Source organism: Rhodococcus sp. WWJCD1, from assembly GCF_002258735.1.
Taxonomy (GTDB): domain Bacteria; phylum Actinomycetota; class Actinomycetes; order Mycobacteriales; family Mycobacteriaceae; genus Rhodococcoides.
The window spans coordinates 111,540-137,955 of the sequence record NZ_NOXY01000020.1 but is presented as its reverse complement, the minus strand read 5'-3'; the positions used below and the strand labels follow the sequence as shown (position 1 = coordinate 137,955).

General features: G+C 65.3%; 28 protein-coding genes. 13 read left to right on the top strand and 15 right to left on the bottom strand.

Annotation, left to right across the window (positions count from 1 at the left end; all coding sequences use genetic code 11):
• The first annotated feature begins 12 nt into the window (after positions 1–12).
• Together CH286_RS12890 and CH286_RS12885 are read left to right on the top strand one after the other, a co-directional pair.
• Positions 13–717 carry a hypothetical protein gene (locus CH286_RS12890; RefSeq protein WP_094609400.1) on the top strand — a complete coding sequence of 235 codons (705 nt, stop codon included), beginning with the start codon at positions 13–15 and terminating at the stop codon, positions 715–717.
• Between the two features lie 16 nt (positions 718–733).
• Positions 734–1,507, top strand: coding sequence for a site-2 protease family protein (locus CH286_RS12885; RefSeq protein ID WP_094609399.1), 774 nt, complete (start codon positions 734–736; stop codon positions 1,505–1,507).
• Position 1,508: 1 nt separating this feature from the next.
• On the opposite strand, the gene CH286_RS12880 is transcribed toward CH286_RS12885, so the two are convergent.
• Complete coding sequence (locus CH286_RS12880) at positions 1,509–2,450, bottom strand: helix-turn-helix transcriptional regulator (protein WP_037148950.1); 942 nt, start codon at positions 2,448–2,450, stop codon at positions 1,509–1,511.
• Between the two features lie 53 nt (positions 2,451–2,503).
• Between CH286_RS12880 and CH286_RS12875 the strand changes: the two genes are divergently transcribed.
• The gene (locus CH286_RS12875; protein ID WP_176458225.1) at positions 2,504–2,971 is read left to right on the top strand and encodes a pyridoxamine 5'-phosphate oxidase family protein; all 468 of its coding nucleotides are present in this window, start codon (positions 2,504–2,506) and stop codon (positions 2,969–2,971) included.
• Here the strand turns inward: CH286_RS12875 and CH286_RS12870 are convergent.
• The 3 genes from CH286_RS12870 to CH286_RS12860 form a co-directional block, all read right to left on the bottom strand.
• Complete coding sequence (locus CH286_RS12870) at positions 2,961–3,884, bottom strand: cation diffusion facilitator family transporter (RefSeq protein WP_032380187.1); 924 nt, start codon at positions 3,882–3,884, stop codon at positions 2,961–2,963. The two genes, CH286_RS12875 and CH286_RS12870, sit on opposite strands and share 11 nt — an antisense overlap.
• 95 nt (positions 3,885–3,979) lie before the next feature.
• The gene (locus CH286_RS12865) at positions 3,980–5,047 is read right to left on the bottom strand and encodes an FUSC family protein (protein WP_170944738.1); all 1,068 of its coding nucleotides are present in this window, start codon (positions 5,045–5,047) and stop codon (positions 3,980–3,982) included.
• Positions 5,048–5,111: 64 nt separating this feature from the next.
• A complete protein-coding gene (locus tag CH286_RS12860; RefSeq protein ID WP_032402003.1) occupies positions 5,112–5,528 on the bottom strand; it encodes a DUF3151 domain-containing protein in 417 nt (138 codons plus the stop codon).
• Positions 5,529–5,676: 148 nt separating this feature from the next.
• On the opposite strand from CH286_RS12860, the gene CH286_RS12855 reads away from it, so the two are divergent.
• Positions 5,677–6,498 (top strand): Rv0361 family membrane protein, encoded by an 822-nt coding sequence (locus CH286_RS12855; protein ID WP_141215842.1) that lies wholly within the window; start codon positions 5,677–5,679, stop codon positions 6,496–6,498.
• An 88-nt stretch (positions 6,499–6,586) separates the two neighbouring features.
• On the opposite strand, the gene fbaA is transcribed toward CH286_RS12855, so the two are convergent.
• Positions 6,587–7,627, bottom strand: a complete 1,041-nt coding sequence (gene fbaA, locus CH286_RS12850) for a class II fructose-bisphosphate aldolase (RefSeq protein ID WP_032380186.1) — start codon at positions 7,625–7,627, stop codon at positions 6,587–6,589.
• 152 nt (positions 7,628–7,779) lie between these two features.
• On the opposite strand from fbaA, the gene CH286_RS12845 reads away from it, so the two are divergent.
• Positions 7,780–8,520 (top strand): VTT domain-containing protein, encoded by a 741-nt coding sequence (locus CH286_RS12845; protein WP_371828239.1) that lies wholly within the window; start codon positions 7,780–7,782, stop codon positions 8,518–8,520.
• 73 nt (positions 8,521–8,593) lie between these two features.
• A complete protein-coding gene (locus tag CH286_RS12840; RefSeq protein WP_032380735.1) occupies positions 8,594–9,259 on the top strand; it encodes a DedA family protein in 666 nt (221 codons plus the stop codon).
• A gap of 3 nt (positions 9,260–9,262) precedes the next feature.
• Here the strand turns inward: CH286_RS12840 and CH286_RS12835 are convergent, their stop codons facing one another.
• From CH286_RS12835 to CH286_RS12820, 4 genes are all read right to left on the bottom strand, one after another.
• The gene (locus tag CH286_RS12835) at positions 9,263–10,399 is read right to left on the bottom strand and encodes a glycoside hydrolase family 76 protein (RefSeq protein WP_032401533.1); all 1,137 of its coding nucleotides are present in this window, start codon (positions 10,397–10,399) and stop codon (positions 9,263–9,265) included.
• A 61-nt stretch (positions 10,400–10,460) separates the two neighbouring features.
• Positions 10,461–11,141, bottom strand: coding sequence for a TrmH family RNA methyltransferase (locus CH286_RS12830; RefSeq protein WP_032401532.1), 681 nt, complete (start codon positions 11,139–11,141; stop codon positions 10,461–10,463).
• Positions 11,138–11,725: a DUF6636 domain-containing protein gene (locus CH286_RS12825; protein WP_176458250.1), complete on the bottom strand. Its 588-nt coding sequence runs from the start codon at positions 11,723–11,725 to the stop codon at positions 11,138–11,140. The genes CH286_RS12830 and CH286_RS12825 overlap by 4 nt, the downstream gene beginning before the upstream one ends.
• A 158-nt stretch (positions 11,726–11,883) precedes the next feature.
• On the bottom strand, positions 11,884–12,672 hold the full coding sequence (locus tag CH286_RS12820; protein ID WP_032380733.1) for an SDR family oxidoreductase: 789 nt from the start codon (positions 12,670–12,672) through the stop codon (positions 11,884–11,886).
• A gap of 89 nt (positions 12,673–12,761) precedes the next feature.
• Here CH286_RS12820 and CH286_RS12815 point away from each other — a divergent pair, with 89 nt between their 5' ends.
• On the top strand, positions 12,762–13,214 hold the full coding sequence (locus CH286_RS12815; RefSeq protein WP_032380183.1) for a hypothetical protein: 453 nt from the start codon (positions 12,762–12,764) through the stop codon (positions 13,212–13,214).
• On the opposite strand, the gene CH286_RS12810 is transcribed toward CH286_RS12815, so the two are convergent.
• Entirely contained in the window at positions 13,182–13,820 is a 639-nt protein-coding gene (locus CH286_RS12810) for a lysoplasmalogenase family protein (protein WP_094609396.1), read from the bottom strand. The two genes, CH286_RS12815 and CH286_RS12810, sit on opposite strands and share 33 nt — an antisense overlap.
• A gap of 131 nt (positions 13,821–13,951) precedes the next feature.
• Here CH286_RS12810 and CH286_RS12805 point away from each other — a divergent pair, with 131 nt between their 5' ends.
• The 5 genes from CH286_RS12805 (at position 13,952) to CH286_RS12785 (ending at position 19,036) form a co-directional block, all read left to right on the top strand.
• On the top strand, positions 13,952–14,551 hold the full coding sequence (locus tag CH286_RS12805; RefSeq protein WP_094609395.1) for an Rv1733c family protein: 600 nt from the start codon (positions 13,952–13,954) through the stop codon (positions 14,549–14,551).
• Between the two features lie 80 nt (positions 14,552–14,631).
• The gene (locus CH286_RS12800; RefSeq protein WP_052058227.1) at positions 14,632–15,093 is read left to right on the top strand and encodes a MarR family winged helix-turn-helix transcriptional regulator; all 462 of its coding nucleotides are present in this window, start codon (positions 14,632–14,634) and stop codon (positions 15,091–15,093) included.
• Complete coding sequence (locus CH286_RS12795) at positions 15,090–16,316, top strand: MFS transporter (protein ID WP_094609394.1); 1,227 nt, start codon at positions 15,090–15,092, stop codon at positions 16,314–16,316. Before CH286_RS12800 ends, CH286_RS12795 begins: the two co-directional genes overlap by 4 nt.
• Before the next feature lie 274 nt (positions 16,317–16,590).
• Positions 16,591–18,441, top strand: a complete 1,851-nt coding sequence (locus tag CH286_RS12790) for a hypothetical protein (RefSeq protein ID WP_094609393.1) — start codon at positions 16,591–16,593, stop codon at positions 18,439–18,441.
• Positions 18,428–19,036: a class F sortase gene (locus tag CH286_RS12785; protein WP_037148961.1), complete on the top strand. Its 609-nt coding sequence runs from the start codon at positions 18,428–18,430 to the stop codon at positions 19,034–19,036. Before CH286_RS12790 ends, CH286_RS12785 begins: the two co-directional genes overlap by 14 nt.
• A 20-nt stretch (positions 19,037–19,056) precedes the next feature.
• Here the strand turns inward: CH286_RS12785 and pyrE are convergent, their stop codons facing one another.
• The 5 genes from pyrE to clpB all read right to left on the bottom strand — a co-directional run bounded on the left by pyrE (position 19,057) and on the right by clpB (position 25,042).
• On the bottom strand, positions 19,057–19,605 hold the full coding sequence (gene pyrE, locus CH286_RS12780; RefSeq protein ID WP_032401526.1) for an orotate phosphoribosyltransferase: 549 nt from the start codon (positions 19,603–19,605) through the stop codon (positions 19,057–19,059).
• Positions 19,606–19,710: 105 nt separating this feature from the next.
• Positions 19,711–20,289 (bottom strand): LemA family protein, encoded by a 579-nt coding sequence (locus CH286_RS12775; RefSeq protein ID WP_032401525.1) that lies wholly within the window; start codon positions 20,287–20,289, stop codon positions 19,711–19,713.
• A 57-nt stretch (positions 20,290–20,346) separates the two neighbouring features.
• A complete protein-coding gene (locus CH286_RS12770) occupies positions 20,347–21,363 on the bottom strand; it encodes a hypothetical protein (RefSeq protein ID WP_094609392.1) in 1,017 nt (338 codons plus the stop codon).
• Positions 21,364–21,447: 84 nt separating this feature from the next.
• Positions 21,448–22,404 carry a DUF5666 domain-containing protein gene (locus CH286_RS12765; protein ID WP_094609391.1) on the bottom strand — a complete coding sequence of 319 codons (957 nt, stop codon included), beginning with the start codon at positions 22,402–22,404 and terminating at the stop codon, positions 21,448–21,450.
• A gap of 91 nt (positions 22,405–22,495) precedes the next feature.
• Positions 22,496–25,042: an ATP-dependent chaperone ClpB gene (gene clpB / locus CH286_RS12760; RefSeq protein WP_032380174.1), complete on the bottom strand. Its 2,547-nt coding sequence runs from the start codon at positions 25,040–25,042 to the stop codon at positions 22,496–22,498.
• Between the two features lie 200 nt (positions 25,043–25,242).
• On the opposite strand from clpB, the gene CH286_RS12755 reads away from it, so the two are divergent.
• Entirely contained in the window at positions 25,243–26,406 is a 1,164-nt protein-coding gene (locus tag CH286_RS12755) for a globin domain-containing protein (RefSeq protein WP_094609390.1), read from the top strand.
• Positions 26,407–26,416: the final 10 nt, after the last annotated feature.

Genomic DNA, 26,416 nt, shown 5'->3' with positions numbered 1-26,416 from the left:
AACGAGGGCACTATGGTCGTGACGAGGTTCGACCGAAGACCGAGGAGCGCCGTGACACCGTTCGTTCTGCACTGCGGAAGTCCGCTGCTGCCGATCGCGCTGACCGACGTCCCGCTGCGCAGCGCCGATGCCGTACCGACCGACGACGACTGCAGCGCCCTCTTCTCCGACATCGAATCGGCTCCTGCACCCCGCATCATCGTCCTGGGCGACGACGCCTCCCTGGCCGCAGTACTGACCCGGTTGATGCGCACCGACCGCCTGCACGTCGAAGTCGCCTTCGTACCGGAGACCGCGACCAACGCAGCTCACATCTACAAGCTCGGTACCGGATCGCGCGCCGCCAAAGTGGCGCTCACCGGGACGGCGTCGAGCACACCCCTGATTCGCGACGACGCAGGCAAAGCCGTCGTCGGTCGGGCGCTCCTCGGCGGTGCCGACGGAGCAGAACTCGAGGGCGAGGCGTACGTCGACGACACTCGCCTGTTCTCCGGCGTCGTACCCGGCGTCGAGGTGGCACCCACCCCGGAGCTGCCGGGCCTGCGCGCGCGAGTCATCGGCCGTCGACGTCTGCTTCCCCGCCGCTGGGTGAGCGGGCGGGCGATGCAACTCGGCTCCCCCGCAGCTCAACTGCTGCGCGACGGCATCGCCGGCGACAGAACGGTGAAGAGATCCACGTTCTACCGCCACGATCAGGAGTGGTTGCTGGTCCGATGACCGTCCCACTGATCCGATGACCGTTCCGCTGCGGCGCAGTCCCGTTCTGCCGAGCCCGGTGTTCGTCGCCGTTCTGGCTGTCGCAGGAGTGGGCGGCGCGCTGGCCTGGACGGCCGAGGACGTCACGTCGTTCACGGCGCGGCTGGGGGTATTCGTTCTGGTCCTCGCCGGCTGGATCGCCTCGGTCTGCCTGCACGAGTTCGGCCACGCCTTCACCGCATTTCGCGCCGGCGACCGCGAAGTCGAGCTCCGCGGCTATCTGACGCTCAACCCGCTGAAGTACACCCACCCGTTGCTCTCGATCATCCTGCCGGTGGTGTTCATCGCGATCGGCGGAATCGGACTGCCGGGCGGCGCCGTGTACCTGCGCACCGGCCAGTTCTCGGCGTCGACGCAACGGCGCATCGCCCTGGCCGGTCCGTTCGCCAATGCCGTTGTCGCCGTAGCACTTCTGGTCGTCATCAGACTGTTCGGCACGGACGGTACTCACCCCGCGTTCTGGTACGGGCTCAGCTTCCTGGCGTTCCTGCAGATCATGGCCACCATCCTCAACCTGATTCCGGTACCGGGACTCGACGGATACGCCGCGCTGGAGCCCTCGCTCTCACCCGCGACGAGGGCATCGCTGGCGCAGTTCAAGACGTACGGTCTGCTCGTACTCGTGGCCTTGCTGTTCGTGCCCGCAGTCAACTCTGCATTCTTCGGAGCGATCTACACCCTGTTCGGGCTGTCCGGTGTTCCCGAGTTCTTCGCCGGTAACGGCAACTACCTGATGCTATTCTGGGTGTAGCTCAACCGTTGTCGAGTGCGATGTTCGACGCGAGGTCGCGCAGAGATATACGCAGAGAGGTCGGCTCGAGCACCCGGACTCCCCCACCGAGCGCGATCAGCTGTCCGAGCGCCACCTCCTCGCTCTCGAGCATCAGGTCCACGGTGGTCCAGCCGTCGTCGTCGGGCGGCGCAGTCGCCGGCATCGCCGTGGCACCGATCACCCGGGGCAGAGCGCGAATTGCGGAGTCGGACAGACGCACACGACATGCATACGTCAGCAGCGACCGATCGAACTCCGCCATCGACGCGTTCCACCACTGCGCGAGGTCGAATCCCTCGGGCCGAACGACCGGAGTTTTCGACTCCGTGACGCTGCCGATCCGGTCGACCCGAAACGACAGGACGCGCTCGCCACGCGTGGCCACCAGGTACCAGACCGACGCCTTCACCACGAGACCGAGCGGCCCGACGACCCGTCTCCCACCGCGGTAAGCCATCTCGATCTCCCGACCACCGAGCACAGCACGAGCCAGCACCGGCACGACATCGTTCGCGGCGGGCACGGTGAACCACCCGGGGACGTCCACGTGCACACGCTCACGCCACAGTTGCGCGCTCGCCCGCAACGGAACCGGCAATGCGCCGAGAAGCTTGCTCTCGGCCGCAGCGGTGACATCGGACAGACCCAGGTCGGCAGCGATCGACGGCATCCCGAGAAGCATCAGCGCCGACGTTTCGGTCCCGGTCATACCGGTCAGTGCGGACTGCCACCCGTCGAGCAGCCGGATGCCGCCGCCGGGGCCGGTTTCGGTCCACAGTGGCACTCCGGCCGCACCGAGTGCGCCGATGTCGCGGTAGATGGTTCGGACGGATACCTCGACCTGGTCGGCCAGGGACTGTGCAGTCGCCGATCGCCCCTGCTGGAGCAGCAGCATGATGCGGAGCAACCGCGCGGAACGCATGTCTCGATATTACTGACACAAGGTGTCAGTAATGGTGGCGAATACTCGTCACCATGACGACGTGGAACGAGTTCTCGACAGCAGCACCGAACCTGGCCTCGGCGGTGCGGGCCAGATTCACCGCTCACAAGCACCATGTTCTTGCGACGCTACGAGCAGACGGCTCGCCGCGCGTGAGCGGAACCGAGGTGGAATTCGACGCGAGCGGCGTAGTGCGCCTCGGGTCGATGCTCGGTGCGGTCAAGGCGCGGGACCTCCAACGCGACGGACGGTTCGCGCTGCACAGCAATCCGGGGCACCATTCCATGGAGGGCGGTGATGCGAAGATCGGCGGAGTGGCCGTAGAGATCACCGATCCCGCTGTGCTGCAACCGATATTCGACGCCGCGCCGGGCGAACTGGTGCCGTACCACGTGTTCGACCTCGACATCGCCGAGATCGTGCTGACGTCCCTGGTGGACGATCACATGCAGATCGACGTCTGGCGTCCGGGCAGCGAGGTTCGCACCGTCACCAGGTGATCTCTTCCTTGCACGTTCGGCCGTGTGCCGCCGGCTCGACCTGCACCGTGGCGTGGTCGAGTCCGTAGGTGGACAACAACGACTTGGCACGATCGAGCACCATCGACGACGAACCCTCGCACTCGAGATGCACTGTGGCCACATCCATTCCGGTGGTGAGCGTCCACACGTGCAGGTCGTGCACCCCGGTCACTCCGGGAAGTGCGCTCAGGTCCCCGGTCAACGCGTCCACGTCGACGTCCGCCGGACTGGCCTGGGTGAGAATGCGTAGCGCAGAGCCGGCCAGCTTGATCGCTCGCGGGATCACCCACAGGGAAATCAACACACCCACGACGATGTCCACCCAGGTCCACTGGAACAGCAGCATCAGCACACCGCCGACGAGCACCCCCACACTGCCGACCGCATCGGCCAGGACTTCCATGTATGCGCCGCGGACCGCGAGCGAGTCCTTGGCGTCTCCGCGAATGAGCAGCATGACAACGATGTTGGCCGCGAGACCGGCGGCCGCAGTGAGAATGAGTGGTAGGCCCGGGATTTCGGGAGCGTCACCGATCCGCGATACTGCCTCGTACATGATGAAGGCCGCAACACCCAGCAGCAGAACAGCATTGGCGATGGCGGTCAACACCTCAGCGCGGTGCCAACCGAAAGTTCTTGCCGCGGCTGCGCTTCCCTTACGTGCCAACAGAAGTGCAATCAAACCCATGGACATACCGAGTACGTCGGTCAGCATGTGGCCGGCGTCGGCGAGCAGTCCGAGCGAGCCGATCGCCAGCGCCACGGTTGCCTCGACGACGAGGAACACCACCAGAATGGCGAGAGCGACAACCATCTTGCGTACGCGGGACTTGGGTGGCCCTGCGGGCGAATGACCGCCCACACCGTGACTGTGCCCGTGACCGGCGCCCATGACTCCCCCTTGCGTGCCTGTATCTGCTTCCGGCAGTCACCATATGCGTACATACGCATATATGCAATGGTGTCGTGCGGCCTACAGGCTCCGGTTCACAACTCCGGCGGGACGTGCGGATGCTTCACCGTCGGCGGAAGCGTCGCCAACGCAGAAATGCGCTTGAGCCCGGCGACCTGCAGCAAGTCGACGATGATCGACCGCAACTGCGCCAGCACCACCGTTGCCGACAGACCGGCATTCGAGATCAACTCCGGTTTGGCACCGGCCGCAACCGAACGCAACACCCGCGCAGCCTCCGCCGCATCCGGCTTCTGTCCCGGATCGGCCAGAATCATCTGGCGTAGAACTTCCACGGCGTGCGCCAGCTTCTCCACCTCGTCGACGACACGTGGATCGAGAATCTCGTCGTCTCGCACCAGTGTCAACGACCGCCGAGCGAGCACCCGAATGTTGCGGACGGCATTGTCGATGGGATCGGCCGTCGCCGCGAGCGCGGCCAGACGATTGCGGTGATTCCAGTACATCGGCGAGATCCGGGCAATTTCCCGGCCGCCCTTGAGGTCGGTTCGGAGCGCATCGATACCCGACTGCGTTGCACGCGCCTTACGCAGCGCCTCCTCGATCGGTTTGGGATCGTTCGCCACCAAACCGTCGGCCACCTTCTGCAACACACTCGCAGCCGTAGCCAGGACGTTCGCCGCATCCTTGCGGGCCCGCCACACCGGATGCGTCGGAATCAACGCCACGATCGCGATGCCGACCAGACCGCCGACCAACGCGTCGACCATGCGGTTGGGGCCACCCATGTTGCCCGGCGGGATCAGGGTCGCCACCAGCACGGCGGACGATCCGGCCTGCATCGCGATGATCGGACCACCGTCGAGGAACACCGCGGCCGACATCGCCAACACGACCACCAACGCGATCTGCCACGGCCCGCTACCGATCAGCGAGATCAACAGATCGCCGATGCCGATACCCACCGTCACTCCGACGACGAGCTCCGCCGATCGGCGCAGGCGAGCGCCGAGCGAGACGCCCAGCGAGACGACAGCGGCGATCGGCGCGAAAAATGGGCTCTCGTGACCGACGATGTCCGTCGCGACGAACCACGCCACACCTGCCGCCAACGCGCACTGAATGATGGGCAGCAGCGACAACTTCAGCCGAGCACTGCCCGATTTCAGCCGGGTGCGCCCCCGCGAGCGGCTGGCGCGGGCTCGATCAGCCCAGGCCGAGCGCTTCTGCTGCCTTGGGGTCACAGTCTTCGAGGAGGTCGAGGCAGCGCGCGTACTCGTCGTTCTCGTTGATGTCGCGGGCGGCTTTGGCGAGGACTGCGACGCATCGGAGGAATCCGCGGTTGGGCTCATGGCTGTACGGGACCGGCCCGAATCCCTTCCATCCATTACGACGCAACTGGTCCAGACCTCGGTGATATCCGGTACGCGCATAGGCGTATGCGGTGATGGTGGCACCCGATTCGAGCGCGGCCTCGGCAAGATATGCCCACGCGATGGACGCGGTCGGATGCGCAGCTGCGACCGTCTCGGGGGCCTCGTGATTCAGCAGTGCGGATTCGGCCTCGTCGTCGCCGGGCAACAGTGTGGGTTGGGGTCCGAGCAGATCACCGAAAGAAGTCATGGCGCTCATTGTGCCCCTACGTCACCGAATCGTGTCCGAACACCCCCGCATCGCTCGTGCCGGACCGCAGATGCGGTCGATAGGCTGCCAGCTGACGAAATTTCAGACATACCGCTCTTGCAAGAATTCGGTGAACGAGGGAGAACGCATGCCGGACGAGAAGAAGAATGCACCCTCCGAGGCCGACGCCGCCACCGAGAACGACGCCGCCACCGAGAAAATCGATCTGGGCAAGAAGAAGCCGGTCGACGAGCCCGCCGACACTCCGACCGAGAAGATCACCACTGATCCAGCCGAGGTACCGGCAGCCAAGCCCGTCGCAAAACCGACCGCAGCACCGCGTCGTATTCCGCCACGAGACACCGCTGCTGTTTCCTCGAAAGCTGTTGCGGCAGAAAAGAAAGCACCGGCAGTGGTGCCGCAACCGGTCGGGCCCCGCAAGATCGAGCCGCAGCAGGTCGGTGCCAAACAGGTCGGTGCCGGTGCCAAACAAGCAGTTCCCCAGCGCGTCGGACCGCCGCCGGCGGAGCCGAGGAAGCCGAGCCACAAGAAGTGGTGGGCGGCACTGGTGTCCGCGGTGGTCGTGATCGCAGTGGTTGCCGCTGGGGCGTACCTGCTGATCGACCGCACGAGCGAGGACAACTCACCGGAAGCGCAGATCCGGTCGACCGTCGAATCGTTCACGAGGGCGCTGGCCAGCGGTGACCTGGCCACGCTTCGCAGCACCTCGTGCGGGGATCTGGCGACCTTCTACCGCGATATCCCGGACACCGAGTTCGCCGACGTCCACCGTGTCTCCGTGGAGCAGGGCAGCATTCCGACCGTCGACAGCATCGACGCCATTCAGGTCACCGACGCCACCACCGCGATCGCGCAGGTGATCGCGCACACCGATGCCAATCCGAACGATCGGTCGCCGCGCACCTTCGACCTGAGCCTGGAAGGCGATCAGTGGAAGGTGTGCAGCTGACGCTGCAGTGGCGCGAGGGAGCCTGCGGGTCGCTCCGCAGGCTCCGCTCCTATGTGCCCCAGGGGGCACTTATCCACGCCACTGCCGGCTAGCCGGCACTCACGCTGCGACCGGCGGACTTGAGGTCGTTGCACGCCTCGACGACACGGGCCGTCATGCCGGCCTCGGCCTTCTTGAGGTAGCTGCGCGGGTCGTAGGCCTTCTTGTTGCCGACCTCGCCGTCGATCTTGAGCACACCGTCGTAGTTGGAGAAGAAGTGTCCGGCGATGGGACGGCTGAACGCGTACTGGGTGTCGGTGTCGACGTTCATCTTCACGACGCCGTACTCGAGAGCCTCTTCGATCTCGCTCTTCGCCGAGCCCGATCCGCCGTGGAAGACGAAATCGAACGGCTTGGAACCCGAAGCCAGACCGAGCTTCTCCGTCGCGACCTTCTGCCCGTCGGCGAGCACGGAAGGCTTGAGCTTGACGTTGCCCGGCTTGTACACGCCGTGCACGTTGCCGAAAGTGGCCGCCAGCAGGTACCGCGAGCCCGCATCGCCTGCACCGAGCGCCTCGACGGTCTTGAGGAAGTCTTCGTTCGAGGTGTAGAGCTTGTCGTTGATCTCGGCCTCGACGCCGTCCTCCTCGCCGCCGACAACACCGATCTCGACCTCGAGAATGATGTTCGCTGCTGCAGCGCGGGCGAGCAGATCCTTGGCGATCTCGAGGTTCTCGTCGATCGGGATGGCCGAGCCGTCCCACATGTGCGACTGGAACAGCGGGTTCTTGCCTGCGTCGACGCGTTCCTGCGAGATCGCGATCAGCGGACGCACGTACGTGTCCAGCTTGTCCTTGGGGCAGTGGTCGGTGTGCAGAGCGATGGTGACGTCGTACTTGGCGGCGATCACGTGCGCGAACTCAGCGAGCGCCACGGCGCCGACGACCATGTCCTTGATACCGAGTCCGGAGCCGAACTCGGCGCCACCGGTCGAGAACTGGATGATGCCGTCGCTACCAGCGTCGGCGAAGCCCTTGATAGCGGCGTTGATGGACTCGGAACCCACACAGTTGATTGCCGGAAAAGCGAACTTGTGTTCCTTCGCCCGGCCCAGCATCTCGGCGTAGACCTCGGGAGTTGCGATAGGCACGGCGTCATTCCTCCATTGAAAGTTCGATTGTGTCCCGTGCAGTATGGCAACTACCGGGCTCGGTGTCGTGCATACCCGCATCACCCCGGTCATTCCGCAGGCTTCACTTCCGCTCACCGACTGTTCAGGAGTTACCAGTTTCGGCCGGTAGTGTGGGCGCGGTGAGTCTTCTAGCTGCCTCGGAATCGGTGACGACCAATCTGGCCCTGTTGCCCGGATTCCTCGACCCGGTGAACCTGCTCAACTCTTTCGGACACTGGGTGCTCATCGGGCTCCTGCTGGTGGTGTTCATCGAGTCGGGCCTGCTGTTCCCGCTGCTACCCGGCGATTCCTTGCTCTTCACGGCCGGGTTGATCGCAGCGTCGAAGTCCACCGAGATCGAGCCGTTCGCATCGATCTGGACGCTCGTGATCCTCATTCCGATCGCGGCGATTCTCGGCGACCAGGTCGGCTTCCTCATCGGAACCAAGGGCGGTGCCGCTCTCTTCAAGAGCAACGACGCTCGATTCTTCAAGAAGAAATACATCGACGAGTCGCACCTGTTCTTCGAGAAGCACGGTCCGATCACCATCATCCTCGCGCGCTTCGTTCCGATCGTGCGGACGTTCGCGCCGGTCGTCGCCGGTGCGTCGCACATGAAGTACTCGTTGTTCCTCACCTACAACGTCGTCGGCGGCATCCTCTGGGGCGCGGGCGTGACGGTGTTGGGGTACCTACTAGGGCAGATCGCGTTCATCCGCGAGCACGTCGACATCATCTTCCTGATCATCGTGGCCGTCTCCGTACTGCCCATCGTGATCGAGGTCGGCAAGCGAATGATCAAGGCCCGTAAGACTCCGCTCGGCGAGGCAACCGACGCGATCGAAGCCGACGCCCCGGACACCAAGTCCTGATAGTGATCTTCCGAAAGTGATCGAGCCTGTGCATTCGATTACCACCGCTCTGAGCGCAACGGCGCTGCAGGACGTGTCCACGCAAGCAGCCGGTAGCTTCGGCCCACTGCAGACTGCGGGCCCCCTCGTCGTCTGGGTCGTCGTGATGACTTTCGTGTTCATCGAATGCGCCGTCATCATCGGCCTGTTCCTCCCCGGGGACTCGATGCTGATCACAGCAGGAATCGTCATGGCGACGCACGCGTCGGGCACCGGTCACATCTGGGCACTGTCGGTCGGTGCGATGGTTGCCGCCATTGCCGGTAATCAGGTGGGGTACATGATCGGCCACCGAACCGGCTCGACGCTGGTGGCTCGCAAGAACGGCAAATACCTCAACACCAAGAACCTGCACAAGGTGAATCTCCTGCTCGAGAAGCACGGATTCTGGGCGGTGCTGGTCGCACGATGGATCCCTTGGGTGCGCACGCTGTGCCCGCTCGTCGCAGGCGCGGCGAAGATGGATCACCGCCGCTACACCATCGCCAGCACCCTCGGCGCGATCATCTGGGCACCGGTGCTGTTGCTGATCGGTTTCTACTTCGGGTCGTTCCTGGAGAAGATCCCGTGGCTGCTGCCCGCGGTTCTCATCAGCATGATCGTGCTGCTCGTGGTCGGAACCGGCTTGGGAATCTGGCAATACCGCAAGGAAATGGCACGGCCCGAGGAGACCATCGAGGTCGAAGAGGTCGTCGAGTAGGCCCTAAAAACCTGCTGCGCTGACGCGGTAGGCCGCTTCCATCAGCATCCAGCCGCCGAGTTGGACCGACAGATCTCGCTCGGGTACGTCGGACGGTCGGACGGTGCCTTCGGCGAAGGTGGCGATGTGCAGTCCCTGGCCCGGGAATCGCGCTTCGCGGGTCCAGTCGGCTCCGAACAGCGGGTTGTCTTCCACTTCGAGTCGGTTTTCCCACGCGGCCTCGGCCGAGTTCAGCACGATTGCCGCGGCGAGTTCGCGGGCACGATCGTCGGCGTCGGAGTCTCCGGGGAGCTCCACCGCGACCACGGCCAGGTAACGCGCCAGGATGGAGTTGAACAGTCCACCGTCTCCCCCGCCGCCGCCGGTGATGACGAGGTTGCGGGTCAGGTGGTTCTCCACGGCGTCGACCAGTGTGTGGACTCGCTTCGCATGCCGGGGCTCGCCGAGTCGGACCGCGAGTTCGGTCTCGAGGCCGAGCGTGACTCCCTGACAGTAGCTGTAGATCGCACGTTCCAGCTCGGCCTGTTCACCCGCGTCGACGATCGCGCGAGTGGAGTGCACTCCGTCGATGATCAAGCCGGTTCGCGGGTCCCGGAGAGTCCGATTCATCCAGTCCGACATCTCCTGGGCACGCCACAGTCGACCGGTACGCGCGAGCATGATCGCGGCCGGACCGTTGGCCGGGGCGTTGTAGAAGTCGTCCTTCTTGCGCCACGGAATGCCGCCACCCTCGGCCGGAGCCCAGGCGTCGAACAGCTCCATCTCGATCTGCTGAATGCCACCGCGATTGCCGACGAAGTGCTGCCGCTGCGCGCGTTCGAGTGCCAGCCCGAGCCAGGCCATGTCGTCGTAGTAGCTGTTGGTCCATCCGCTGATGTTGCGGGTGCGATGCGCTCGGGTGATCTTGTTCAGTCTGCGACGGCGCTTGGGAGTGAGTTCGCGATCTGCGGCGTCGACTGCGCAGTCGAGCAGATGGGCCTGCCACCAGTAGTGCCAACGCAGGAACAGCCGCTCACGGCGGACCGGAGGCCAGGCGACGACCCCGAGCGTCGTGCCCGGCAGCCCCCACAGCCGACGCATGTGCCGCGCGACCACGGCCCCCTCCGCAGCGTCCGCACGCTGCGACCACAACTCCTGCATATCGAAGATCCTGCCACTACCGTTGCTGATTCGTTACATCCCGCCCCGGATCAGCGCGCTGTTACCAGGCAGTGTCGAGGTCGGCATGCTGCCGAATCCATGCATGCATGGCGATCCCAGCGGCGACACCTGCATTGATGCTGCGTGTGGAGCCGAACTGGGCGATCGATACCGTCATCGACGACGATTCGCGGGCTCCGTCGGTGACGCCCGGTCCCTCTTGGCCGAACAGCAGCAGGCACTCTCGCGGCAGCTCGGCCGTCTCGATCGGTACCGATCCCGGGGTGTTGTCGACGGCGACGACCACCAGGCCCTGCTCGGCGGCGAACGCCATCAACGCCTCCACCGAATCGTGGTGATGGAGATGCTGGTAGCGGTCGGTGACCATGGCGCCGCGGCGATTCCATCGACGTCGCCCGACGATGTGCACAGCCTGGGCGGCGAAGGCGTTCGCAGTGCGCACCACCGTGCCGATGTTCGCGTCGTTGGTGAAGTTCTCGATAGCGACGTGCAGCGAGTGGCGTCGAGTGTCGATGTCTTCGACGATGGCCTCGCGCCGCCAATAGCGGTAGGCGTCGACGACGTTTCGACGGTCACCACCGGCGAGAAGCTCGGGATCCAACCGCGGATCGTCGGGTGGCGGTTCGGAGTGGGAATCGGCCCAGGGGCCGACGCCGTTGGGGTTGTCGCCCCACTCGGTGGGTCCGATGTCCTCCGACGGAGTTGCGCTGTCGCCGCTCAATAGACTTCGTTGCTGTCCGGTGCGATGCGGAATCCGTGGCCGGTTGCGTCGTCGACGCACGAGATGCCGTTCTCGGCCGATGTACAGGTGAAGCCGGCCTCCGCGATGGTCGCGCCCACAGCCAACGGTGGATCGATCGTTTCCCCGCCCGAGGTGTACACCACTCCGCCCGAGCACATGAATGCCGCAGGACCCTCGTTGGTGACTCGAATTCCGTTGCCCCAGTTGATCATACAATCGTCAGGCCGTGGCGGAACCGGGTTGGTGGTGCCCTGACACCCGGCCTCGGTACGGCTGGACAACGGCACGATGCCGCACTGGAACAGACCGTCGGGAGAACTGAAGTAGTACGCACCACCGATGGCGGCGTACGTCGTCTGCGGTTCGGCGGTGGGCGGCGGTTCGACCGGCGGCGGAGGCGGAGGGAGCGGCACCTCGGTTGTCGGCACCGGAGCGACGGTGGTGGTGGGCGCGGTCGTCGTCGGGGCAGGCGTTGTGGTCGACGTCGGCGGTGGGGGCTGAGCGGCCGACTCACCGCTGCAACCGGAGAGAACGAGGGCCGTGGCCGCCCCGATCCCGACCAGCCAACCTCGCACCGAACGAATTCTCCCGGCCCTGCTCGAACCCAACTTGCTCGAACCACACGTGCTCAGCATGAAAAAACCCCGACCCACCTTTCGACACCGATTGCTCGAAAGACCGACGATACCGGCGTGCCGCCGGCATCGTTCGGTGAGAAGTCCTAGGTGTGGCTCAGGCGCCGGTTGACCTCACGAGTGAGCCATGCGGGCGAGAAGCGTGACCCGAGCGAGAGCGCCTTGGACGGCAAGCCGACCGGGAAATGCACCTTGTGCAACCGCCGCTTCACCGGACGGGTCGCGGCGAAGATCGCGTCGGACACGTCTTTCACTGTGAGCTTGATTCCCAACGAACTGGTTGTGCCCGTCGAGACGCCCTGGGTCATCGCCGTCTGGACGAACAGCGGCCACATGGCCTTGACCGAGATGTCGTACTTGCTCCACTCGAGATCCAACGCCTCGGTGATGCCGCGCACCGCGAACTTGGACGCACCGTAGGTCACCAACTCGGGCTGACCGTAGATGGCCGACGCGGAGCACAGGTTGACGACCTGCGCGCCTGGGGTGTCCTTGAGGTAGGGAAAGGCCGCGAGGGTGCCGTAGATGACCCCGTTGACGTTGATGTCGATCTGACGACGATGCACCGACAGCGGCATGTCCTCGAAGGCACCCGCGGCAAGGATTCCGGCGTTGTTGATCAGAATGTCGAGTCGACCGTCGCCCTCCCCGACGAACTCCTTCAACCGGGTTTCCCACTGGTCGGAGTTGGTTACATCCAAGACGCCGGTAACTACACGGCCGCTGAGCGAGGCAGCTTCCTTGCCGAGTGATGCCAAGCCGGTCTCGTCGATGTCGTACGCACCGACGAGGTAGCCACCGGCCGCGAACTTGAGAGCAGTTGCGCGGCCGATACCTGCTGCCGCGCCTGAGATGAAGACAGTTGGTCGAGTCACATCGAACACCGTACATGTAACCCTACTTACCGGTAACCCCCTATCGTCGAATATCGAAGCACCGCTGCAGGCGGCCCAGGAGTGTCGAAGTGAACAACACGAGAATCGTGCGTGCCGTCGTCGTCGTGACGGTCGTGTACGCGGTCGTGCTGGCGATCTGGATCGGCTGGCTGAACCCTCGAACGCCGCCCGGAACGCTTCCGTACCAGCTCGCCGCCCTGGTCGCCGGATTCGGCGCGGCTCTCGGACTGGCGATGATGATCGCCGGCCGCCCGACGCGTGAGCAGAAGGAACTGATCGAGCACGGCGTCGAAGGCTGGGCGACGGTGGATGCCATCCGCCGGATCGACCACGACACAGCCGAGCTGGACCTGGAATTCACCGTGCCGGGCTCGAGCAGCTACTTCGGCAAGATCGTCTACGACATCCCAGAATCCGATACCGCCCGGTTCGAGCCGGGGACGGTGATCGCGGTCCGCGTCGACCCGGCCCATCGTGAACGGGTGCTGCTATTGCCCCGACCGCAGAGCCTCGACGAGTAGCACCTGCGCCGTTACGTACGTCGACAGGATGATCGCCTCCGCCGTCCTGCGATGACGTTCCTCGGACAGGAACAGTCGCCGGAACACGATCAGCGCATCGGATGCGGTGAACAGCGCGCCGCCGATCATCAGCCGTCGATCGCCGCCGCGCGCCGGGGAAACGGCAGAGAGCGTCGACGTGGTCGCCAGCACCGCTCCGTACGCCGACAGGGTCGACGCCACCGCCGGCTGCCGTCGGGCCAGCAGTACCGCCGCGGCCGCCCATCCGGCGTACCTCGGAATCGCGTCGATCGGTGCCGGTCGTGCACCCCGGCGAAGAAGCAGACACGCATAACTTCCTTGCATCACCGCGAATGCACGCGCGCCCCATTCCAGCGCGGAATCGTCGTCGGGATCGATCAACAGAACATCACCCGCCGTCGCCGCGGCGAGACCGGCCAACAGCACTCGATCGCGAGCCGGATCGAGCCCGGTCGCCAGCGCAGGCACGATCAGCGGCTTGGCGATGCGTTGCAACGGCGTCGAGCCGGTCCAGGCTCCGACCACCGTCACGGCCCCGGCAACCAGAGCAGCACCGCGGGCACGACGCACCCGGTCGACAGTCATTCCACTCCTTTCACCGAGCCCATCACAACGGACATCACATGTGACGCTGACCCCTCCTGCTTGATACTCGCAGGTCGGCTCGTCATCGTGGAAAAGTCGGTCGGAATCATTTCGAAGTAGTGGGGACCATCATGCGCCGTAAACTCACCGGGCAGGCCCGCTCGGCACACACCGACTTCTCCGGCTACCCCAACCCGTTGCTCCGGGACTGCGACGTCCGTCAGGCCCGCATCAAGCACTGGGTCACCGCGTTGCTGATCGTCATGATTCCGGTGTCGCTGTGGCTCGGGCTGAGCGCCCACGCCGATCAGCAACAACGCCTCGAGAATCAGAGCAGCTCGATCCACCAGGTCACCGCAACCACTACGGCAACCGCGGAGACGACGTCCGTTGCCTCGACCGAGTTCGGCTCGTCCGGGGCCGCCGCTGCCACTGCCGTCGACTCGCGCTGGGTCTATCGGGGCGTCGAGCACACCGGGCGCGTCAGCGTCGACACCGGTTCTCCGGCGGGCACCACCACCGAGATCTGGGTCGACAACAGCGGCAACCTGAGCTTGCGACCACTGACGTCGGCGGACGTCGTCGCCGCATCCATCTTCAAAGCAGTCGGTAGCTGGGTGCTGGTCGCGGTAGTTCTCATCGGCTTCTACCACGTGATGTGCTTCCGGTACGACGGTCGGCGGAATGCCGAGTGGGATCGCGACATCGCCGATCTCCTGAGCCGACACTGACTCGCCCCCCTGGCTCCCCCGTTATCCCCGGGGTCAGCCCCGCGTTGCGATAGATAGTTAGTGTATGTAACAATAAATCGGTGAGCCACTCCGACGAAGACATCCGGGACCTCCTCTCGCAGCTGGTCACCAGTTCGTCGCGCTTCGTCCGACTGGCCGCCCGGTTCGGCAGCGACGAATGGCCGCGAGCATGGATGCGGGCCCTGTCGTTGCTCGAGGAGTATCAGCCACTGCGCATCAGCACCTTCGCCGAGCTGGATCGATGCTCCCAACCATCGGCGACGGCGTTGCTCGCCAAGCTGAGCAACGCCGACCTCGTCACCAGACGATCCGACCCCGACGACTCGCGCGCCGTGCTCGTCGAGATGACCGAGGCCGGCCACCGTTGGCTCGCCGACGGTCGACGTCACCTCGTCGACGGACTGGTCCCCTACCTGTCCGACCTCGACCCAGAACAGATCCAGAAACTGACCGACGGCTTGGGCGAGCTTCGTAGCATCCTCGAGCCCGTCGATCACGGAATGAGAGGAACTCTTTCGTGACCACCAGCACCTCCCCCGACAGCCTGCTGAAGCAGCCGCGCGCGGTATGGGCAGTCGCATTCGCCAGCGTCATCGCCTTCATGGGCATCGGCCTCGTCGATCCCATTCTCAAGCCCATCGGTGAGCAACTCGATGCCTCGCCGTCCCAGGTGTCACTGCTGTTCACCAGCTACATGCTCGTCACCGGCGTCGCGATGCTGATCACCGGAGTGGTGTCCAGCCGCTTCGGCCCGAAGCGGACATTGCTGGTGGGCCTGGCGATCATCGTCGTCTTCGCCGCGCTGGCCGGCACGTCCGGATCGGTCGGCGAGATCATCGGCTTCCGCGCCGGCTGGGGACTGGGCAACGCGCTCTTCATCGCCACGGCGCTGTCGACCATCGTCGGTGCCGCGTCGGGTGGAGTCGCGCGCGCGATCATCCTCTACGAGGCCGCGCTGGGTATCGGCATCGCGACCGGTCCCCTCGTCGGCGGCGTCCTGGGTGGATTCAGCTGGCGTGGACCGTTCTTCGGCGTCGCGGCACTGATGGCCGTCGCGTTCATCCTGCTCATCGTCATGCTCCCGGACACCCCCAAGCCCGCGCACACCACGTCGATCCTCGATCCTTTTCGCGCGCTTCGGCACCGCGGACTGTTGACCGTCGGGATCACTGCTCTGCTCTACAACTACGGCTTCTTCACCTTGCTGGCCTACACGCCGTTCCCGCTGGACATGGGCACCTACTCGATCGGATTCATCTTCTTCGGCTGGGGCCTGTGCCTGGCCGTGGCGTCGGTGTTCATCGCACCGAAGCTGCAGCGGGCCTTCGGAACGCTGAACATGATGATGCTCGCGCTCCTGCTGTTCGCCGTCGACCTGACCGTCATGGCGATGTTCACCGAGAACAAGACGGTCCTGATCGTGGGCACCGTCGTGGCCGGGTTGTTCCTCGGCGTCAACAACACCCTGATCACCGAGACGGTCATGATCTCTGCACCGGTCGAGCGGTCGACGGCATCGGCTGCCTACAGCTTCGTTCGCTTCACCGGCGGAGCAGCGGCGCCGTACCTGGCAGGCAAGCTGGGCGAGACCAACATGCACGTGCCGTTCTGGGTGGGTGCCGCGTGCACCGCGCTGGCGATCGTCGTCCTTGCCACCGGACGCAAGGTGCTCGCTCACGTCGACGACCACGAACCTGCACCTCACAGCATCGACGAGGCCCGGGCTGTGACGGTGGGCGACTGAATTACGTTCATCCGAAAGCCTTTTCGCGACGGTCGAGATCACGGATCTCGACCGTCGCGTCGTATCTGCGGCCCCTTTCGTCACATGAGCCTCATCCGTAACACTTTTATAACCAAACCACTGGTAAAGCCCTTTTCTGTTTGCTGGACCGGACGGTTGGTTTACGGTTCCCCCATCACGGTTGTTCGTGTGACTCACCAACAACACTCGTTCCGCGTGGGAGGACGGGTGCGCGCAGCACGATGCTGCCACTGACCGAAGGGCCACAATCTCCATGTCGCAGAAGTCGATCGCCAGGTCCAAGAAGGCGCGCCTCGCCGCTGCCGGGGCCGCCATGGCACTGTCCCTCTCCATCGCCGCACCGGGAATTGCCAGTGCACAGGAGCCGACTACCCCCGAAAGCTCCGCTGTCGAGCAGCCGGCCACCGAAGGCAGCACCGAATCCGGAGCCCCCACAGCCGAAGAGGGTGCGACCGTCGACGGATCGGGCACAGCCTCGGTCGAGGGGCAGATCCAAGCACCCGCTCCGGCCGTCACCCCCGAGGATGCAGCGGCGGCAGCCGCAGCCGCAGCCGCAGCTGTCCCACCCCCCGCGGCCCCCTCCGACATCCGTCCGCTCCCACAGATCGTGCCCGGCATCGTCATGAACGACGACGGCACCGCGACGGTCAGTCTCGATATCATCCCGCAGCTCTCGGACGCCGAGAAGAAGGCCATCGCCGACGCCGAGGCGGCAAGCAAGGTAGCCGCCGAAGCATCGGCCGCAGCCCAGGTACGTCTCGACAAGGCCAATGCCGACAACACCGCAGCGAGCACCGACGCCACCAAGGCCGAGGTTGCTGCCGCCGAGGCCGACGTCAAGGCAAAGGCCGCCGTGACCGCTGCCGCTGCCGCGAAAGTCCAGAGCCAGGCTGCCAGTGCGGCAGTCACCACAGCCAAGAACACTGCTGCCGAACTGCAGACCAAGGCAAACGAGACCAAAGCGGCCGCGGACAGCGCAGCCACCGCGGCAGCGACCGCCGAAGCCACGGCCAAAGATTTGGAAGCCAAGGCCGCAGCGGGCGACCCCGAAGCTGCGGCGGCAGCGGCTGAAGCCCGCATCGATGCCGATGCAAAGGCCCAGCTTGCCGCCGAAGCCAAGGTCGAGGCCGATGCGTCGACGAAGGCGCTCGAAGCCTCGGTCCAGGCCGTTCAGGATTCGTTCAAGAATTTCAACCTCGCCAAGGTGACGGCAGCGGTGCAGGCCGCAGCCGCCACGGCGGCGAAGTCGCTGGCTCTGCACATCGAGGCCCAGAGCGCCGCTGCAGTGGCCGCAATGGCCGAGCAGAACGCGGTGAATCTGAAGGCCGCAGCCGATGCGGCTGCGGGTGAAGACACCGAGGCAGGCAAGGCAGCGGCAGATGCTCGCGACAAGGCCGATGCGGCGAAGGTCGATTCGGACGCGAAGGCCGCGGCGGCAGCAGCTGCTCAGGCAGCACTCGACGAAGCGCCGTCCGGTGCCGACATCGCAGCGTTGCAGGCCGAGGCAGACAAGGCCGCGCAGGCAGTGCTGGACGCTGAGGCCGCCGTGACAACTACGGCGGCCGAGGCACAGCTCAAGGCCGACGCGGCAGCCAGTGCGAAGGCCAAGGCCACCGATGCCGCGGCACAGCTGAAGGTCGCTCAGGACGCAGCAGCAACGGCCAAGGCCAACTCCGACGCCAAGGCCAAGGCCGAGGCCGACCTCAAGGCCGAAGCAGCCGAATTGGCCGCCAGCGGACCGAAGTTCAGTTGGACCATCAACCTCGGAAGTGTTGTCCGCGAAGATGTTCCGGTCACCGAGGTCGACGAGAACACCGTCGTCGTCGACAAGACCGGCGTCTCGCTGGTCGGGGTCAAGAACGAGGACGGATCGTTCACCGTCGCGGATTACTTCACCACCGACGAGAACGGTGTCGTCAGCGTTGCCGGCGATCTGCCGCCGGTCGATCTCGCACTCGGCGACTCCTCGAACGAGGCGTCGGGCGGATCGGACAGCTCGTCCAACACCCCGGTGATTCTCGCCGGAGTGGGCGTGGTCGTAGTAGCGGCAGCGGGTGGAGCGTTCTACCTGCGTCGCCGCAACTCTTCCGATGCCACCTCGTAGTACCCGCTGGCTGTGGACGGCGATCCTGACCTTCGTTCTACTCGTATCCGGTTGTGCGAGTGACGAAGTCGGGATCGCCGCACCCGATCGCTCGCCGGTGCAGTCACAGATTTCGGTGGCTGCGCCTGCGGGCGACGTCGCTCCTGCCCAGCCCGAGTACATCGAGCTCCGATCTTCGGACGGCACCACCTATCTGAGCAGCCCCATCCACCCCGATCCGCTCTACCGCGGCGGCGAGAGCGGCCAGGTGCTGAACCCAGTGGACGAACTACCGGCCTGGTGGGCCGAGAGCGGCATGCCGGGTACCTCGACCGAGCAGACGGTAGTGGTTGCCGGACACAACTATTCGAAGCGGGACGCTCCGTTCAAGGCGTTGCGGGTGGTGACCCCTGGCGACACGGTCGTGCTGCGTACGGCAAGCGGCACTCTGGAGTACGCCGTCGAATCGGTCGGTCCCCTGCCGAAGGGATCCCTGTTGGCCGACAACGAACTCAGGCGTTCGGTACCGGGACGATTGATCCTGGCCAACTGCGACGTCCAGGGCGGCGAACCGACCGACGACAACTTTGTGGTCGTCGCGCAATTGGTTCGCTAGCAAGCCGATTCGGGCCGGGGTTACAGGCCGAGGTCTGCCAAGCCGAGCAGGGATCGATATTCGAGCCCCTCTGCAGCAATGACCTCGTCCGCCCCGGTCGCCCGGTCCACCACCGTGGCCACCCCGACGACCGTCGCGCCCGCGTCCCGCAGAGCTTTGACGGCAGTGAGCGGTGAGTTACCGGTCGTTGTCGTATCTTCCACTACCAGAACGCGTTTGCCGACGATGTCCGGTCCCTCGATCTGACGCTGCATGCCGTGCGCCTTCGCAGCCTTGCGTACCACGAACGCGTCGATCGGACGACCCTGGGCATGCATGATCGACATCGCCACCGGATCTGCGCCCATGGTCAGCCCGCCGACCGACACGAAATCCCAATCGGAAACCAAGTCACGCATCAGCGAGCCGATCAACGCGCCCGCCCGATGATGCAGCGTCGCCCGACGCAGATCCACGTAATAATCGGCTTCCTTGCCGGAGGACAACGTGACCTTCCCGTGCACCACGGCAAGCTCTTTCACCAAGTCGGCCAGTTCCTGCCGGTCCGAATTCGCGGCACTCTCGGCCATGTCGGGGTTCCTCTCGTCGCACCACGGATCTTCGAAGGTCGCTACGAACTTACCCACAACAAAGCGGGTCGTTCCTGGCGGCTCGCCACTCCGGCCGCTCCGCCCCTACGCTGCGACCTGGTCCGACAACTGCTCGTCGAGTACGTCCCTCGTCTCCACGAACGGTTCGGGCGCCGTCAGGGAACGAGACTTGGCGACGATGGACGACGGGAAGGTGCCGATCGCCTGCGACAGTCGGTAGGCGGTGTCGTTGTACACCCGCACCGCCCCCGCGATTCGGCGTTCGGTCACGGCCAGCTCCCCGGCCGGCCCTTGAAACGCCCAGTTGCCCAACACGTTCCGGCCCGCGTCCGCCTCGGCGAGAACGGCGTGAAAGGCGGCGGACAACGCATTCTCGGCAGCCGCCTGTGCCGACGGTCCCAGGTCGCGATCACGCACGGCCCTGGACCACGAGCGAGCACCGCCGAGCTGGCGCACTGCATCGGCGGACAACCCGGAAGCGTCTGCGGCCTCGATGAACGGCACCAATTGCTGGTGCCGCCGCTCGAGCTCCACGTCGACCAGCCGCAGACTCTGCTCGGTCTGCTCGCTGTACCGACCCAGCCGACGCACCGTGCTCGCGACGTAACCGACCAGCAACAGGACTACGACAACCACGATGGCCACAACCACAAAAACCGTCACGAGGTACGAATTTAGCCGCGTCCGAGCTTCCGAGCCCGTAAACACGCCCGAAAGAAATCAGGGCTGATTGCGCCGACGCTCCGAATCGAAGGGAATCGGACGCGACGCAGGCGGACGCGGCACCGAACGCGACGGATTCGCCGAACGTACGGCCTGCGGACCCGCCGCATCGGGCCTGGGTGGACGCGGCCTGCGACCCGGTTCCTGAGGACGCGGCTCGTGGTCGCGGGGTTCCTGAGGACGGGGTTCCTGAGGACGGGGCTCCTGAGGGCGGGATATCTCGGGACGCGCTACCTGGGGACGAGCCGCCTGGGGAGGTCGAACCCGCGGCTCGGACCTGGTGGGCTCGGCAACTCGCGGCTGCGGCTGGGCTTGCTGGGGGAGAGCTTCCTTGACCAACGGCCGGCCCGGATCGCCTCGATCACGGCCGGGCTCGCCAGCGCGGGCGCCGTAGACCGCGCTACCGCGCACGGGGGGAAGCACGTGCAGCATGCCGGACAGTCGTGCGACCGCATCGATAGCCGCGTCCCAATCGCGCCCGGAGCTGCCCAGCGGCAGCGATCCGAGTGTCCAGTCCTTCTCGCTCCACAGCAACTGAAGATTTTCGGGAACGGATTCGGTGAAAGCGGCCATTCGCTGATCGCAGACCCGGCGAGCGATATCGACATCGGTGGCGAACACCACGCGCGGGCCGATGGACCCGAGCAGTTCCATGTCCCCGTCGCGCGGCGGTGGCGTCGAGCGAGGCCGTAGGTCTATGTCGACATCGGAACCGACAGAGCGCTGCACGGCCACGATGGTGCCCGTTTCCTCGACGTCGAAGAGAACGAACTCCTCACCCCGTCGAACACCGGTCACCACGCCGAGAGCCACGTCGAACTCGGGCTTGGACAGGGCCGCACGGGAGAACCGGGTGACCAGTTCTTCATCGTGCGGTCGGTACTCGTATCCCTGCGCCTTGGCCCACATCTGCCGCAGCCGCCCGGATTGATCTCGCTTGGACCTGTCGATGTAGAGCAGGGCCACTGCACCTACCAGTGCAATCGCCGCCAGGCCGAACCACATTGCCGTCATCGCGAACCACCTTAATCGACATCCACACCGTCTCCGCCCACCACCGCCGGGTCCTGTGAACGATCCCTACGACAATGCTGGTTGCTAACCGCCGAGATTCGGGGTCTCGATGATGACGTTCGCGCGAATGGTCCCGTCCTCGACGGCTTCTCCCTGCACCACGACGAAAGCGCCGACCTTCAGCGACGCCACATCGGTGCCGGACAACGAGATTATCTGGGTTTGCGGCGTGGTCTGCACCGTGACCGGCGCACCATCGAGTCCGTCGATCGTCAGACTCGAACCATCGTTGGCGCTGATCGTTCCCACCGACGAACCGAGCTGACCGAGGATCTCCGGAATTCCACCGGGGATCAGCTCCGGCGTGGTCGTCGCACCCGATTCCGCGGGACGCGGCGTGGTCGTGGGCGTACTCGACGGCGAGGGCCGAATGGACGTCGACGGCGCAGCAGCCGTGGTGTTCGAGTCGTCCGATCCACCGCTCAGGAAGGAAATTCCGAAAACTACGACGATCGCGAGGACGACGAAACCGATCAGGGCCAGAACCCAGGGGCGAGGACCCTTGCCACCCGAATCGGCGGCGGGTTCCTCGGCGGGTGGCCCGCCGAACTGCTGGGGTTGGCCGAACTGCTGGGGTTGGCCGAACTGCTGAGTCTCGTAACCCGGGGCCTGGCCGTACTGCGGTTGGCCGTACTGCTGAGTCTGGCCGTACTGCGGTTGGCCGTACTGCGGTTGGCCGTACTGCTGGGTCTGGCCGTAGGCCTGATTTGCTGCTGCCTGTTGATCGGGGTCGTACGGCGGCAGCGCCTGCGTGGGCTGATACCCCGGCGGATACGCCTGTGGGTCTTGGTTCTGCTGGGCCGGGTTCTGCTGGGCCGGGTTCTGCTGGGCCGGGTCCTGATACCCCGGGTTCTGGTACCCAGGACTTCCGTACGCCTGAGTCGGATACGCCTCGGTGGGATGAGCGTCGTCGGGTCGGTTGCGCTCGGCCGCATCCTGGTCGCGCTCCCGCGGTGACCGTGGGTCGTCCGGATTCGTCATTCCACGAGGGTACCTACCCGGCAGAACGCAGGTGGCGACACAGAACGGGCCCGCACGAGCAGTGCTCGTGCGGGCCCGTCTCGCAGACCTGCTAACCCAGGATGAGGCGTTCGCCGTCCGGGCTTGCATTGACCGACACCACGTCGCCGTCGTGGACGTCCCCGGCAAGCAGCAGCTTCGCCAGTTGATCGCCGATGGCCTGCTGGATCAGTCGCCGCAGCGGCCGAGCGCCGTAGAGCGGGTCGTAGCCTCTGGCCGCGAGCCACATCTTCGCCGGCGAAGACACCTCGAGCGTCAGACGACGAGCGGCAAGACGCTTGGTGAGGAAGCCGAGCTGGATGTCGACGATCGACTCGAGCTGGTCCTCGGACAGGGCGTCGAACACCACGACGTCGTCGAGTCGGTTGACGAACTCGGGCTTGAACGAGCGTCGCACCGCGTCCATGACCTGCTCCTTGGTACCGCCGGCACCGAGGTTCGAGGTGAGGATCAGGATCGTGTTGCGGAAGTCGACGGTCCGGCCCTGGCCGTCGGTGAGGCGGCCTTCGTCCAACACTGCGAGCAGGATGTCGAACACATCGGGGTGCGCTTTTTCGACCTCGTCGAAGAGCACCACGGTGTACGGCCGCCTGCGCACCGCCTCGGTCAGCTGTCCGCCTGCCTCGTAGCCCACGTAGCCCGGAGGTGCCCCGACCAGGCGAGCGACGGCATGCTTCTCGCTGTACTCGCTCATGTCGATCCGCACCATCGCGCGTTCGTCGTCGAAGAGGAACTCCGCCAACGCTTTCGCGAGCTCGGTCTTACCCACGCCGGTGGGCCCGAGGAACAGGAACGATCCCGTCGGACGGTTGGGGTCGGCCACACCTGCGCGCGCTCGACGGACGGCATCGGACACCGCCTGCACCGCATCCTTCTGTCCGACGACTCGCTTGCCGAGTTCGTCTTCCATGCGGAGCAGTTTGGCGGTCTCGCCTTCGAGCATCCGGCCTGCCGGGATTCCGGTCCAAGCCGCCACCACGTCGGCGACGTCGTCCGGCCCCACCTCCTCCTTGAGCATCACGTCACCCTGCGCGGGTGACGCCTCGGTCTTGACGGCGAGTTCCTTCTCGAGCGTCGGGATGCGTCCGTATCGAAGCTCGGCTGCCTTGCCGAGATCGCCGTCGCGTTCGGCGCGGTCGGATTCGCCACGCAGATTCTCGAGCTCTTCCTTGAGCACTCGCACCGAGTCGATGGCGTTCTTCTCGTTCTGCCAACGGGTGCTGAGCCCGGCCAGCTTCTCCTGCAGGTCGGCGAGTTCCTGACGCAGCTTGTCCAGGCGAGCCTTCGACGCGTCGTCGGTCTCCTTGGCCAGCGCCATCTCCTCGATCTCGAGGCGACGCACGGCGCGTTCGACCTCGTCGATCTCGACGGGCCGCGAGTCGATCTCCATGCGCAGCCGCGACGCGGCCTCGTCGACGAGGTCGATCGCCTTGTCGGGCAGGAACCTGGCCGTGATGTACCGGTCACTCAGGGTTGCCGCGGCGACCAGGGCAGAGTCCGTGATCCGGACACCGTGGTGCACCTCGTAGCGCTCCTTGAGCCCGCGCAGGATGCCGACGGTGTCCTCGACCGACGGTTCACCGACGTAGACCTGCTGAAAGCGGCGTTCGAGGGCAGCGTCCTTCTCGATGTACTTGCGGTACTCCTCGAGGGTCGTCGCACCGACGAGTCGCAGTTCGCCGCGGGCGAGCATCGGCTTGATCATGTTGCCCGCGTCCATGGCGGATTCGCCGGTCGCGCCGGCTCCGACGATGGTGTGCAGCTCATCGATGAACGTGATGACCTGGCCTGCGGAGTTCTTGATGTCGTCGAGCACGGCCTTGAGCCGCTCCTCGAACTCACCGCGGAACTTCGCGCCCGCGACCATCGAACCGAGATCGAGCGAGACGACGGTCTTGCCGCGCAGGCTTTCCGGTACATCGCCGGCGATGACGCGCTGCGCGAGTCCTTCGACGATGGCCGTCTTGCCGACGCCGGGTTCGCCGATGAGCACCGGGTTGTTCTTGGTGCGGCGTGAAAGAACCTGCACGACGCGCCTGATCTCGGTATCGCGACCGATGACGGGATCGAGCTTGCCTTCTCGGGCCAGCGCGGTCAGGTCGGTGCTGTACTTCTCCAGCGCCTGATAGGTGTTCTCCGGATCCGCGCTGGTCACCCGAGCGCTGCCCCGTACGGCCTGGAAGGCGTCGCGCAAATCGTTGGGTCCGGCTCCGTGGCCGGTCAGGAGCTTGGCGACGTCGGAGTCACCAGTCGCGAGCCCGACCATCAGATGCTCGGTGGAGACGAACTCGTCGTCGAGTTCGGTGGCCAGGTGCTGCGCTGCGGTGATCGCGGCGAGGGTTTCACGGCCGAGTTGCGGAGTGGTGGTCGAGCCGGATGCCGAGGGCAGGCGGTCGACGAGGTTCTGCGCTTCTCGACGCACCGTTGCAGGGTCGACGCCGACGGCCTTCAGCAGTGGAGTGGCGATGCCGTCGGTCTGATCGAGCAACGCCACCAACAAATGTGCCGGACGGATATCCGGGTTACCGGCCGCGGATGCGGCCTGCAGAGCAGCAGAGAGCGCTGCCTGCGACTTCGTGGTGGGAGTGAAACTGTCCACCGGTCACCTTCTTTCTCGGATCGGTTCTTGCGTGTCGCTGGGTACAACCATAGACAAGTTGAGTCTGTTCCGCTCAACCTTGGATTTCTCGAGCGCCCTCTCGCGCGAAAGTCTCGATCGGTCTACTTTGGTGACGGTCGACAGTGGCTGTGTCATCGGTGGCGAACTCGGTGGCGAATCGGTGGGGTGGAGGTTGATCGATGCTCGACGCACGAACGATCTCCCTGGTCCGCACCGGTTTCAAGTCCGTCGTCGCGTCGCCGGACGGCCCCGCCCGGCTCTCCAGGTCCTTCTACGCACACCTCTTTGCCGAGTACCCGGACTTCCGATCCCTGTTTCCCGCCTCGATGGATTCACTTCGCGAACATTTCGTACTGGCGCTCGGCTACGTCTTCGAGCATCTCGACGACACCGACCGCGTCGAGCCTTTCCTCGAGCAACTCGGCCGAGACCACCGCAAGCACGGCATCTCGGGCGCGCACTTCCGCGCGGGTAGCTCGGCTCTGATCAGCGCGTTCCGCACGTTCGCCGGCACCGAGATGTGGACCGACGAGGTGGAGACGGCCTGGCACGACGCACTCACCGTGGTCAGCAACGCGATGGCCGCCGCCGCAGACAACGACGAACTGCCGCCGTACTGGAGTGCCACCGTCGTCGAACACCAACGGCTCCTCGACGACCTCGCGGTGGTGCGATTGAAGACCGACGGCGAGATCCCGTACTTCCCCGGGCAGTACGTCAGTGTGCAGATCCCGCAGCGACCCAAGTTGTGGCGGTACCTGTCCCCGGCCATTCCGAGCAACCCGTACGGCGAGATCGAGTTCCATGTTCGACGCGTATCCGGCGGCTGGGTGTCCCCCGCCATGGTCACCGAGACTCGGGTCGGTGATCGCTGGTCCATCAGTCCACCACTGGGCGGGATGCACGTCGATCGCGCGATCCACGAGGACGTGTTGATGATCGCGGGAGGCACCGGCCTGGCTCCGTTGCGCGCTCAGGTCATGGAGATGGCTCAGCGCAGCAACAATCCGCGGGTGCATCTGTTCGTCAGCGGTACGTATCCGTGCGATCTCTACGATCTGGACACCCTGTGGCAGTTGTCGCTGTCCAATCCATGGCTGACGGTGGTCCCGGTAACCGAGGAGCTGGAAGATCCGTGGTGGTACTCCGGCCCGGCGCGCGAGCTGCCGTGGGGAATGCACCATCGACTGCACGGTGCGGTGGGAAAGGTCGTCACCCGATTCGGCTCGTGGGCCGATCGCCAGATTCAGATCTGCGGGTCGCCGTCGATGGTGCGCACCACGCTGTACGCACTACGCAAGGTCGGTACCCCGATGGAGCATGTTCAGCACGATCCATTCTGATTGTGCCGCA